Below are 12,204 nucleotides of genomic sequence, written 5' to 3' on the forward strand. Positions count from 1 at the left end.
CTCAGCCGACCACGCTGTAGACCAGCCAGCCGGTGTAAGCGACGAAACTGGCCAGCAGTGCCGCCCCTTCCAGACGATTGATGCGCCCCTGACCCTTGAGGCCGATACCAAACACCAGCAGTACCAGCGTCAGCGCTGCCATCACCGGCCAATCCCGAACCAGCACGTCGGGATCGACGTCGATCGGTGTAATCACGCCGGCCAGGCCGACCACGGCCAGGGTATTGAACAGGTTGGACCCGACCACGTTGCCGATCACCAGATCGTGCTGATTCTTGCGCACCGCGCTGATGGAAGAAGCAAGCTCCGGCAGCGAAGTACCGATGGCAACGACCGTCAGGCCGATGACGAGGTCGCTCACGCCGAACGCCTCGGCAATCGTCACGGCCCCCCATACCAGAAAACGCGAGCTGACGATCAACAGCGCCAGCCCGGCCAACGTCCACAACACGCCTCGTTTGAGCGACATGGATTGGCCCGCGACATCCGCCTCCACATCGGTCTGAAGCGCATCTTTACCCGGACGTTGGGAGCGCCAGATGCTGTAACCCAGAAATCCAAGGAGCAGCACCAGCAGAACGACCGCATCGACCCGCGAGATCACACCATCATGCAGACACCAGAGCGAGATCAGCGTCATCACCCCAAGCACCGGCAATTCCTGGCGAATCACCTGGGAATGCACCGTCAGCGGGCTGATCAATGCGACCAGACCCACGATCAGGGCGATATTGGTGATGTTCGAGCCGTAAGCATTGCCCAGCGCCAGCCCCGGGTTGCCCTGCACGGCCGACAGCGCCGACACCATCAGCTCCGGCGCGGACGTGCCGAAGCCGATCACCACCATGCCAATCAGCAGCGGAGGCAACCCCAGATGGCGGGCCGTGGCGGCGGCGCCATCCACGAAACGATCCGCACTCCAGACCAACACGACAAGACCGGCCACAATGGCCGCAAGCGCCATCCACACGTTAGACTCTCCCTTCGTCATTGATCCGATATCGATTGAAAACCCTTGTCGCGCGCAGCGTCTCGACACATTTCAGGTCGATGATCCGCGGCCACGAACCTCCCTCTGGCGTCAATTTCGCGTTCCGCTGGAAAGCGCCAGACCGGCCGTTACAGGATCGTAAGCAACCCCGTGTCACCGATGGTACTTCCTCGGCAAAATGATCTTCACCTACCATCTCGACAAAACGATCTTCATCTACCATCTCGGCAAAACGATCTTCACCTACCATAAAATGGCATTCACCTACTATAGTGTCCAAGCGGCTGAACCCTCATGATTTTTCAGTAATATAGGTCATGACTTTTCAGCGACGCTAGCGCCCTGTTTTGCAGTGCATCCAGCAAACATGCACGAACGTATGTATTCCAGTAACATGGGGATTTACGCAGCGTAACGCTTTTTCCATTCCGCTTTCGCGTCGGGTATTGCCTTGGCATCAGCCACGAATGACAACAGCTCCAGGAAGGCGACGTTTCTCGCGCCCGGTCGAACCCGACGGCGACTTCGCGCCTGCCAAGAGTGTGATCTGCTGGTCGCGTTGCCGCCCCTGCACCCGGGCCAGCGCGCCAGCTGTCCGCGCTGCGACCATACCCTGAGCCACCGCCACTTTCGTCCAGCCGAACGCAGTCTGGCCTTCGCCATCAGTGCCCTGATCGCACTGCTGGCAGCGCTCTGTTTCCCGTTCATCAGCTTCGAATCACGCGGCGTCAGCAATGCCATTCAACTGGCGGACACCTCCGCCAGCCTGGTGGCGCTGCACGAGCCGTTCGTCGGCATTCTGGTGCTGCTGACCGTGATCGTGCTGCCGGCGGTCTATCTGCTGGCCGTCATCTGGCTGCATCTCGGCCTGCTCCAACGTCGCCCTCTGCCGCGAAGCTACCGCATTGCGCGGGCGCTTTCTCACCTCGGGCCGTGGATGATGGCCGATGTCTTCGTCATCGGTGCGCTGGTGAGTCTGATCAAGATCGCCGGCATGGCCTCTGTCGATCTGGGCGTGTCGTTCTGGTCATTCTGTGTCTACGCCCTGCTGCTGCTGCTGACCACACGCTCGATCGACACCGATTGGATGTGGTTTTCGCTGGCAGGCGAACCGCTGGCGCCGGAAGGCTGTCGCCGCGGAGAGCCGGCGGCCGAGCAGGGTCTTACTGGCTGCCCGACCTGCGGTCTCGTCAGCCGGCTCAGCCACTTCGGGCGCGGCCGCTGTGAACGCTGTGGCGAGCCGTTGCGTTTTCGGGGTTCGCATAGCCTGCAGAAGACCTGGGCGTTGCTGATTGCGGCAACCCTCTGCTATATCCCGGCCAATCTCTATCCGATCATGACCACGACCTCGCTGGGCGATGAAACGCCCTCTACCATCATCGGCGGCGTGCTGATCTTTCTCGGTCACGGCGACTGGCCCATCGCGCTAATCATCTTTACCGCCAGCGTGGTGGTGCCGATCGGCAAGGTGTTTGCCCTCTCGTGGCTCTGCATCACGGTCAAGCGCAGCGGCGAGCCCCGCTTCAAGCACAAGCGGCAGAAGCTTTACCGCATTACCGAGCTGATCGGTCGCTGGTCGATGATCGACGTCTTCGTCGTCGCGATCCTGGTGTCGCTGGTCCATGCCGGGTCGTTGCTGTCGATCACGCCTGGGCCGGCGGCCCTGGCATTCTCGGCGGTGGTGGTCATCACCATGCTGGCGGCCAACAGCTTCGATCCCCGCCTGATCTGGGATGCCCGCAACATGCAGCCTCACATGCCGGCCGCGCTCAAACGCCAATCCCCCTATTCGCCTGTCAAGGAAGTCGACGATGCCTGATTCGATGCAACGCGCCAAACGAGTGTCGCAATCGCGGCTCTCGCCGATCTGGATAGTGCCCTTGCTGGCCGCCCTGATCGGGGCCTGGATGGTCTGGGACAACATCTCCAGCCGTGGGCCGTTGATCACCTTGAACATGGACAACGCCGAGGGCATCGAGGCCGGCAAGACGCTGATCAAGACGCGCAATGTTCAGGTCGGCCATGTAGAAGCCGTGAGACTGTCGGACGATCTGTCGCATACGGTGGTGACGGCGCGTATGTCCAACGATGCAGAGCGGATGCTCAATGCCGAAACGCGCTTCTGGGTGGTCAAGCCGCGGATTGGTCGCGAAGGCATCAGTGGCCTCAATACGGTGCTGTCGGGAGCCTATATCCAGCTCGCCCCCGGCAAGAGCGACGAGGCTCAGGATAGCTTCGATGTGCTCGAACAGCCGCCGGTCGCCCCGCCCGATGCCCCGGGACTGCGCGTCAATCTGGTCAGCCAGGTCGGCAATTCGCTCAGCGCGGGCGATCCAATCACCTACCAGGGCTACACCGTCGGTCGGGTCGAGAGCACCGATTTCGATCCCGAAAAACGCGAGATGCGCCACCGCATCTTCATTCAGGCCCCCTACGATAGCCTGGTCACCGATACCACCCGGTTCTGGAGCTCCTCCGGCATCGACGTGCAGCTGGATTCGGAAGGCGTCAACGTCAACCTGGACTCCTTCGAGACGCTGATCAGCGGCGGCGTGACGTTCGGGGTGCCGGAGGATGTCACGCGTGGCAACGCGGCCAAGCAGGATGCGACCTATACGCTCTACAACAATGAAGAAAGTGCACGCGAGGGCACCTACGATCAGTACATCGAATATGCGCTGCTGGTCGACGATACCGTGCGCGGGCTCAGCCGCGGAGCGCCGGTCGAATATCGCGGCGTGCGCGTGGGAACCGTGGTCAGCGTTCCCTGGCACTTCACCGCACCGCAGCCTGATTCGTTGACGCAGTTCGCGATTCCGGTGCTGATCCGGATCGAGCCGCAGCGATTGGACAGCAACGAGGACGTCAACGCCGATATCGACGACCAGGAAGTGCGGGATCGCTTCGAGAAAATGTTCAAGGACTATGGCCTGCGAGCCACGCTCAAGGCGGGCAACCTGCTGACGGGCGCGCTGTTCGTCGATCTCAATTTCAGCGATGACGTACCGCCCTACAAGGCGATGACGTTCGACGGCAAACCGGTATTCCCGACGATTTCCGGTGGCTTTGCGCAAATCGAGCAGAAGGTGTCCAATCTGCTCGACAAGCTCAACGATCTACAGGTCGAGCCGATTCTCGACCGCCTGGACGACACCATGCAAACCTCGCAGCAGACGCTCGAGCAGGTGCGTCAGATCGCCGAGTCGGTCAACGGTATCGTTTCCGATCCCGCCACACAGCAGTTGCCGGGCAGTCTCAACGACACGCTGCAGGAGCTTCAGAGCACGCTGAAGGGTTTCTCCTCCGGCTCTTCGAGCTATCGTCAGTTGAACGACACGCTCAAGCAGCTGGAAGTCCTGATGCGTGATCTCCAGCCGGTCGCCAAGACGCTCAGCGAAAAGCCCAACGCGCTGATTTTCGACCAAGAAGTCAAAACCGATCCCGTGCCGAGGGCTCCCCAATGAAGATGTCTTCCCTCTCCCGGTGTCGCCGCATCGGCGCTACTGCCCTGCTGACCCTTGCCGCCGTGGCAATGGCGGGCTGCGCCGCGCAATCGACGCCGACCAATCGCTATACGCTGCCGGAAGCCGACAGTCAGCCGCCGACGACCGGCCCGCAAGCGCGCAAGCTGACGGTCGTCCCGGTCGAGGTGGCAAGCTACCTCGACCAGGAGGGAATCGTGATGCAGACCAGCGATATCGAGCTCAACGCAGCCAATCAGAACCTGTGGGCCGAAGCGCTGGGGCAGCAGCTGACGCGTCGCCTGCGCCAGTCCTTGGCGGCCGACCTGCCCGCTGTCATGGTCTTGAACGCCGCCCACGGCGAGCCCGGCGCGCAGCGGCTGACGCTCAGCGTCGATCAGTTCCAGGGTCGCTACGACGGCCAGGCCGTGGCCTCCGGCGAGTGGCAGCTGCATGACGGCAATCGGCTGCTGGCCCAGCGCCATTTCGATGTCTCTCGGCCGCTGAGCGACGACGGCTATCCGGCGCTGGTGCGAACGTTGGGAGGCGTGTGGGAAGAGGTGGCGAGCGAGATCGCCGACGAGATCCGCCATGTGTCGGCGCCCTCGCGAGCCAGCGACTGATCAGTTTGACGAATCATCGAGCGCCTCGCATGACAAGACGCCTGCCGACCCGGTCGTGACATCGACGTCATGATCGGCTCGGCAGGCGCTCGGGATCGCTCGTTGTCTATCGATTGACGTTACGGCTCCGTGACCGCGCCGCCGGACGCGGTCATGGAATTGACCGCCATCAGGGATTCAGACGGCTTCTCAGGCGCGACACGGCCTGGCTGTGCAACTGGCAGACGCGGGATTCGCTGACGCCCAGTACGGCACCGATCTCTTTCAAGTTGAGCTCTTCCTGATAGTAGAGTCCCAGAAGCAGCTTCTCGCGTTCCGGCAAGGCATCGATCGCGGCCATCACGTTGGATCGATTGTCTGCATCGAGCAGCGCTTCCAACGGCGACGGCGGGCCGCCTTCGGAGACGGCGGCGACACCGTTTTCGCTATCGCTCTCGTCGTACGCCAGCAGAAAGCCGTTGTTGGCATCTGCCAGGAGCTGATGGTACTCCTCCCGGGAAACCCCCATTTCCTGGGCAATTTCGCGCTCGTCCGGCGCCCGGCCCAGCTGCTGTTCCAGCCGTCGCACGGCCTGATCCAGTGCCCGCGCATTGCGCCGCACGCTGCGTGGCATCCAGTCGCGACTACGCAGTTCGTCGATCATCGCGCCACGAATTCGCTGGTTGGCGTAGGTCGAAAAGCTGGCGCCGTGCGAGTTGTCATAACGCCCCATGGCGTCCAACAGTCCCAGCATGCCGGCCTGCACGAGATCATCGAGTTCCACGCTGGCGGGTAGGCGCACCTGAAGAGAAAGCGCATGGCGCCTCACCATTGGCATGTACTGCTCAATCAATGCCCTCTGATCGATTTTGCCTTGTGCGGTATACATCGAATGGCCTCGTGCGAAACAGCTTACGGTCATGGGATGCATGACTCATCTTTCCATTATGCCGCCCGGACATCGACCCAAGACGACAAACTACTGGTTTTCCAGCGGCTAATTCGGCTGTTTATCAGCCTTAATGACGGTAGTCGACGATCAGTTGACCACCGAAAATCACGCGCCTCCCGTCCGACTGCTCGCCCGGTTGCCACTGGAATCGCAGCCGGAACGGCAAAGAGGCAGATCGATCGGCAAAGCGCTGGGTTTCCCCCCGATTCCGGGCTAGCGGCAGACAGAACTGGCCGTGACAGAGCCAGGTTTTCAGCGTCGGCGCCGGGGAATCGAGCCGAAAGGTCCAACGAACGCGTTCGATGACGGCATCAGCCATGGACGCCGGTAGCTCGACTGGCACGCTCTCCAGGGCATGGTCGGCCACCACGATCGTCTGACGTGGCAGCTGGCCAACCCAGGTTCCGTCGGCAGCCCAGGCTGTTGTCGCCATGCCCATGACAACAACAGCAGATAGCAAGCTCCAGCCGAAGAGCGCCGAACACGCTTTGGATCTCGGGGACGGAGGTCCCGGGGATCGACGTGAAGATCGCGTTCGGCTCCCGGCACTCACGGCGGCAACGCCGGCACTCATGACGGCGCGCCGATGGTGGTGGTGACGCGCAGATTGCGATCGTCCGGGATTTCCGCCTGGGAGAGCACCACCAGCGACTTGATCTGACGGCGCAGGAAACGCGACAACAGAGCCCGCAGACCATGCTGGACGACCAGCACGGTCGGCTCGTCACGACTCTGTTGGCGTTCCACCGCAGCAGCGGTCTGTTGCATCAGCGTGTCCGCCAGCCCAGGCTCGAGTGCCCCGCCGTTGTTGAGCGCTTGCGCGAGAACCTGTTCCAGCCGGGGTTCGAGCCCCATCACGTGCAGCGATTCGCGGCCCGGGAACCACTGTTGGGTAATCGCCCGGCCCAGCGCGACGCGTACCAGCGCGGTCAGCTCGTTGGCATCCGACTGCTGGGGAGCATACTCCGCCAGGACATCGAGAATCGTGTGCATATCGCGGATCGGCACGTCTTCGATGAGCAGATTCTGGAGGATGCGTTGCAGCGAGGTCAGCGGCAGCAGCTTGGGCACCACGTCCTCTACCAGCGACTTCTGATGCTCGGCGACCTTGTCCAGAAGCTGCTGGACCTCGGCGCGTCCCAGCATGTCGCCGGCGTTTTCATGCAGCAGGTGATTGAGGTGGGTGGCGATCACGGTACTGGCATCCACCACGGTATAACCGTAGATCTGCGCCCGCTCGCGCTGGGTCGTTTCGATCCAGTAGGCGGTCAGACCGAACGCCGGATCCTGGGTCCGAGTGCCGTCGATCGCGCCGGACACCTGGCCGGGATCGATGGCCAGCCATTTCCCCGGAAACGCCTCGGCACGACCGACTTCCACGCCCTTCAGGGTGATCACGTAAACGTTGGGGCTCAGCTCGAGATTGTCGCGGATGTGCACCACCGAGGGCAGGAATCCGACATCCTGGGCGAACTTCTTGCGCACGCTCTTGATTCGCCCCAGAAGCTCGCCCTTCTGGCGTTGATCGACCAGCGGGATCAGACGATGCCCCACTTCCAGCCCGAGAGTATCGACCAGTTGCACGTCATCCCAGCTCGCCTCCGGCGTTTCCTGCACCGCCGGCGGCGCCTTGTCCTCCACTGCCCGCACCGCTTCGTCCTGCACCCGGCGGGAGATCCACCAGCCCAGCGCCGCAAGCAGGATGGCAAACAGCAGAAAGACGACGTTCGGCATACCGGGGATCATGCCAAGCAGACCCATCACACCGGCCGCGAGATACATCACGCGCGGATTGTTGAACAGCTGACTCAACAGCTGCTGCCCGACATCCTGATCGGTATTGACGCGAGACACCGTGACACCTGCCGCCGTCGAGATCACCAGCGCCGGAATCTGGGCGACCAGGCCGTCACCTACCGTCAGCAAGGTATAGGTCTTCACGGCCTCGCCAAACGGCAGACCGTGCTGGGCCACACCGATCATCAATCCGCCGATCAGGTTGATCACCATGATCAACAGACCCGCCATGGCGTCGCCGCGGACGAACTTGCTGGCACCATCCATGGAGCCGAAGAACTCCGACTCCTGATTGATCTCGGTACGGCGCCGGCGGGCCTCTTCCTCGCCGATCAGACCGGCATTGAGATCGGCGTCGATCGCCATCTGCTTGCCCGGCATGGAGTCCAGGGTGAACCGCGCCCCCACCTCGGCAATTCGCCCGGCACCTTTGGTGATGACCATGAAGTTGATGACGACCAGAATCAGGAACACCACCAGACCGACGGCGAAGTTGCCGCCGATCAGAAACTCGCCGAACGCCTCGATCACCTTGCCCGCGGCATCGCCCCCCTCGTGGCCGTCCATCAGCACCACTCGGGTCGAGGCCACGTTCAACGACAGGCGTAGCAGGGTCGAGAACAGCAGCACTGCCGGAAAGGCCGCGAAATCCAGCGGCTTTTCCGTGAACATGCTGACCAGCAGGACCATGATCGACAGCGCGATATTGAAAGTGAAAAAGAGATCGAGCGCGAATGGCGGTAACGGCAAGATCATCATGCTCAGGATCATGATGATCAGAACAGGGCCAGCGAGGATCTTGAACTGGTTGTTTGCCGGCCATTTGCGATGACCGAACCACTGGCTGAGCGCGTTCATTCACTCTCCTTGGATGAATCCGATGCCGGCTCGTCGAGGGCTGGCGGCACGGGCAGGTCGCGCGGGGGCTGCGGCACGTCACCGCCTTCGGTCTCGACCTGCTTGAGGCGAAATGCCCAAGCCAGAACTTCGGCAACCGCGGTATAGAGATCGCCGGGTATTTCCTGTTCCAGATCGACGTGGTGATAGAGCGCGCGCGCCAGCGGCGGGGCCTCTAGCCGCGGCACGCGGTTCTCGTCGCCGAGCTCGCGGATCTTGGCCGCCACGTGATCCGCCCCCTTGGCCACGACCAGAGGGGCGGACATCGAGTTCTGCTGGTAGCTCAGCGCGACCGCATAATGAGTCGGGTTGGTCACGATCACGTCGGCGGTCGGCACCTTGCTCATCATCCGCCGTCTGGCCATCGCCTGTTGCTGCTGACGAATGCGGCCCTTGACGTGCGGGTCGCCCTCGCTCTCCTTGTGTTCCTGACGAATGTCTTCGCGGCTCATCCGCAGCTTCTTGTTATGGCTCCATATCTGATAGGGAACGTCGATCAGTATGACCAGCAACAGCGATGTCACGATCAGCGCACAGCCGATGGCCGCCAGCCGCATGGCCGTAGCCAGCGCCTGTTGAATCGGCATTTCCATCAGCTCGAGCAGCGTGTCGCGTTGCGACCATAGGTACGTGACACCAACGCCGCCCACCAGCACTGACTTGGCAATGGCCTTGGCCAATTCCGCCAACGCCTGGGTCGAGAACATGCGTTTCAAACCCTTGAGCGGGTTCAGCTTGCTCAACTGAGGTTGCAGTGATTTCGCGGACAACAGCCAGCCACCCAGCATCGTCGGCCCCAGAATCGCCGCGACCGTGAACAGCAGGAACAGCGGCAGCAGCGCGATCAGCGTGTGTTGCCCCATCAGCCAGACATGACTCAGCATGCGGGCGCTGTCGAACGCCAGCCCATGATCGAAGAGAAAAGCCTGCTCCATGACGATACTCAACTCGTCATAGAGGTTGTTGCCCATGACCCACAGACCCAGCACGCCGCTGACCAGCAGCAGAAAGGTGGCGAGCTCGCGCGACCGCGCGACCTGCCCCTCCTCGCGCGCTTTCTCGATTCGCCTGGGCGTCGCCGGTTCTGTCTTTTCCTGGTCGCTGTCGTTCTGCTCGGCCAAGCGCGCACTCCGCCACGGTCGGGGATGAAATCTTGAGCGCTATTCTGCTGGGAGAGGGGCAATATCAAAGGGAGAAATAGCAGGATGAACACCCTGCTATTTCGGGGGGCGACACAGAGGGAAGCGTCGCGGGGGGCGTCTTCGTGCGAATCAGAACCCTAGACTGTCCAGCAGGTCGTCGACCTGATCCTGATTGCTGACGACATCGACAGCTTTCGGATTGATCTGCGGACCATTGAGCAGCGAGCTGGATTGGGCAGCCGCGAGGTTGGCGTGCTCTCTCCGCTCGGTTCCTTCCGGGGCGTTATCGATCAACACCTGAACCAGCTGCTGCTCGATCTCGTGGATCACGTCCATCATCTTCTTGATGACCTGCCCCGTCAGATCCTGAAAATCCTGCGCCATCATGATCTCGAGCAGCTGAGCGTTGGTGGCGCCGGTGCGCTCGGGCACGGCCTGCAGATAGGAGCGAGTATCCTTGACCAGCGTCTTGGCTTCGTCCAGCGCCTTGGGCTCGGCAAACCACGCGTCCCAGCGCTTGTCGAGATCGTTCGCTTCGCTCTCGAGTGCATTCTGCAGCGGCTGGGCGTGATCGATCGCGTTGAGCGCACGTTCCGCCGCCTGCTCGGTCATCGAAGCAACGTAGCTGAGTCGATCGCGGGCGTCGGGAATGGCCTGTGCCGCTTTCTCCACCTCCTTGTCCAGCCCCAGTTCACGCATGTTCTCGCGCAACATGCGGGTCAGGTGGCCAATGCGGCGAATCAGATCGTCCGGAGCCACGCTTTCCATCACGCTGCCTTGAGGGTTGGCACCACTCATGATCTACCCTCCATAGGTGTCACTTGCCCAGTTTCTCGAAAATCTTGTTGAGCTTCTCTTCGAGTGTCGCTGCGGTGAACGGCTTGACCACATAGCCGTTGGCGCCAGCCTGGGCCGCCGCGATGATATTTTCCTTCTTGGCCTCTGCCGTCACCATCAACACCGGGAGCGACGAAAGCTTGGGATCCTGGCGGATTTCCTTGAGCATTTCCAGGCCATCGAGATTGGGCATGTTCCAATCGGACACCACGAATTCGAAGCCTCCGGCGCGCAGTTTGGTCAAGGCCTCCTGACCGTCCTCGGCCTCTTCCACGTTCTCGAATCCGAGTTCCTTGAGCAGACTGCGGACGATCCGACGCATGGTCGGAAAATCGTCCACTACCAGAATGCTCATGTTCTTGTCAGCCATCGTCTTTCCTCTTCGAATCGTTGGGCAAGCATGCTGAGATTATCGGCAGCCAGCTCGCTCGCTTTATAGGTACTGATGATCCCCGCGACCTAGACGCGTTGGGCGCGCCCTGACAGGTGCATCTGCTGAACCAGGTGGCCGGCAATGTCGTTCAGGGCGATGACATCTGTCGCCCCACCCAGCGCGATCGCCTCCTTGGGCATGCCGAATACGACACAGCTTGCCTCGTCCTGGGCCACCGTATGAGCGCCCGCCTGGCGCATCTTCAGAAGCCCGGTGGCGCCATCACGTCCCATCCCGGTAAGAATCACACCCAGCGCGTTACGGCCGGCACAGCTGGCAGCCGAATCGAACAGCACATCGACCGAAGGTCGGTGGCGATTGACGGGCGGTCCATCATCCAGCGCGATCACGTAGTTCGCTCCCGAGCGCGTCAGACGCATGTGCCAGTCTCCCGGCGCGATATAGACATGCCCCGGCAGCACCCGCTCCCCCGCTTCCGCCTCCTTGACGGTGACCCGGCAAAGACGATCGAGCCGCTCGGCGAACGAGCGCGTGAAGCCTCCCGGCATGTGCTGGGTGATCAGTACCGCAGGACTGTTGGCCGGCAACGGTTCGATGACCTGACGAATCGCTTCGGTTCCCCCTGTCGAGGCGCCGATGATGATGATCTTTTCGCTCGACAGCATCGGCGCCTTCAGCGCCTCACGCGGCGCTGAAGGCTCGGCCATCAGGCCCTGACGGCGAGGCCGCGCCTGCGCCGCAGCGCGAACCTTGTCGGCAATCATGCCGGCGTATTCCATCATCCCTTCGCGGATCCCGACTTCCGGCTTGGCCACGAAGTCGACAGCGCCCAACTCCAGCGCGCGCAGCGTAATCTCGGAGCCGCGCCGGGTCAGGGATGAGACCATCAGGACCGGCATCGGACGCAGCCGCATCAAGCGTTCGAGAAAATCCAGCCCGTCCATGCGAGGCATCTCGACATCGAGCGTCAACACGTCGGGGTTGTGCTTCTTGATCAGATCGCGAGCGACGAGCGGGTCCGGCGCCGTGGCGACCACGGTCATGTCTGGCTGGGAATCGATGATCTTGGTCATCAAGTCACGAATGAGGGCCGAATCGTCGACACAAAGTACTCTGATTTTCGGGTTCACC

General features: G+C 61.9%; 11 protein-coding genes. 3 read left to right on the forward strand and 8 right to left on the reverse strand.

The features are described 5' to 3' along the window. Nucleotide 1: 1 nt before the first annotated feature. On the reverse strand, nucleotides 2–964 hold the full coding sequence (locus DOM36_RS04920) for a calcium/sodium antiporter (protein ID WP_198651214.1): 963 nt from the start codon (nucleotides 962–964) through the stop codon (nucleotides 2–4). A gap of 478 nt (nucleotides 965–1,442) precedes the next feature. On the opposite strand from DOM36_RS04920, the gene DOM36_RS04925 reads away from it, so the two are divergent. The 3 genes from DOM36_RS04925 to DOM36_RS04935 are packed head-to-tail and all read left to right on the forward strand — an operon-like array spanning nucleotide 1,443 to nucleotide 5,075. Beyond that, the gene (locus DOM36_RS04925; protein WP_232823729.1) at nucleotides 1,443–2,810 is read left to right on the forward strand and encodes a paraquat-inducible protein A; all 1,368 of its coding nucleotides are present in this window, start codon (nucleotides 1,443–1,445) and stop codon (nucleotides 2,808–2,810) included. Further along, nucleotides 2,803–4,455, forward strand: a complete 1,653-nt coding sequence (gene pqiB, locus DOM36_RS04930) for an intermembrane transport protein PqiB (RefSeq protein ID WP_110641635.1) — start codon at nucleotides 2,803–2,805, stop codon at nucleotides 4,453–4,455. Before DOM36_RS04925 ends, pqiB begins: the two co-directional genes overlap by 8 nt. Then, nucleotides 4,452–5,075 carry an ABC-type transport auxiliary lipoprotein family protein gene (locus DOM36_RS04935; protein ID WP_075570967.1) on the forward strand — a complete coding sequence of 208 codons (624 nt, stop codon included), beginning with the start codon at nucleotides 4,452–4,454 and terminating at the stop codon, nucleotides 5,073–5,075. Before pqiB ends, DOM36_RS04935 begins: the two co-directional genes overlap by 4 nt. A 169-nt stretch (nucleotides 5,076–5,244) precedes the next feature. Here the strand turns inward: DOM36_RS04935 and DOM36_RS04940 are convergent, their stop codons facing one another. The 7 genes from DOM36_RS04940 to DOM36_RS04970 all read right to left on the reverse strand — a co-directional run bounded on the left by DOM36_RS04940 (nucleotide 5,245) and on the right by DOM36_RS04970 (nucleotide 12,203). Further along, nucleotides 5,245–5,943 (reverse strand): RNA polymerase sigma factor FliA, encoded by a 699-nt coding sequence (locus DOM36_RS04940; RefSeq protein WP_075570966.1) that lies wholly within the window; start codon nucleotides 5,941–5,943, stop codon nucleotides 5,245–5,247. A gap of 130 nt (nucleotides 5,944–6,073) precedes the next feature. Further along, nucleotides 6,074–6,439, reverse strand: coding sequence for a flagellar protein FlhE (locus tag DOM36_RS04945; RefSeq protein WP_157958561.1), 366 nt, complete (start codon nucleotides 6,437–6,439; stop codon nucleotides 6,074–6,076). 137 nt (nucleotides 6,440–6,576) lie between these two features. Beyond that, complete coding sequence (gene flhA, locus DOM36_RS04950) at nucleotides 6,577–8,661, reverse strand: flagellar biosynthesis protein FlhA (protein ID WP_110641639.1); 2,085 nt, start codon at nucleotides 8,659–8,661, stop codon at nucleotides 6,577–6,579. Further along, complete coding sequence (flhB, locus tag DOM36_RS04955; RefSeq protein ID WP_075570963.1) at nucleotides 8,658–9,821, reverse strand: flagellar biosynthesis protein FlhB; 1,164 nt, start codon at nucleotides 9,819–9,821, stop codon at nucleotides 8,658–8,660. The genes flhA and flhB overlap by 4 nt, the downstream gene beginning before the upstream one ends. 150 nt (nucleotides 9,822–9,971) lie before the next feature. Next, complete coding sequence (gene cheZ / locus DOM36_RS04960; protein WP_110641641.1) at nucleotides 9,972–10,640, reverse strand: protein phosphatase CheZ; 669 nt, start codon at nucleotides 10,638–10,640, stop codon at nucleotides 9,972–9,974. A 19-nt stretch (nucleotides 10,641–10,659) separates the two neighbouring features. Continuing rightward, on the reverse strand, nucleotides 10,660–11,049 hold the full coding sequence (cheY, locus tag DOM36_RS04965; RefSeq protein WP_071230202.1) for a chemotaxis response regulator CheY: 390 nt from the start codon (nucleotides 11,047–11,049) through the stop codon (nucleotides 10,660–10,662). Between the two features lie 89 nt (nucleotides 11,050–11,138). Beyond that, the gene (locus DOM36_RS04970) at nucleotides 11,139–12,203 is read right to left on the reverse strand and encodes a chemotaxis response regulator protein-glutamate methylesterase (protein WP_110641643.1); all 1,065 of its coding nucleotides are present in this window, start codon (nucleotides 12,201–12,203) and stop codon (nucleotides 11,139–11,141) included. Nucleotide 12,204: the final 1 nt, after the last annotated feature.

It is taken from the genome of Salinicola sp. CPA57 (genome assembly GCF_003206035.1).
In the GTDB taxonomy this organism is placed as follows: Bacteria; Pseudomonadota; Gammaproteobacteria; order Pseudomonadales; family Halomonadaceae; genus Salinicola; species Salinicola socius.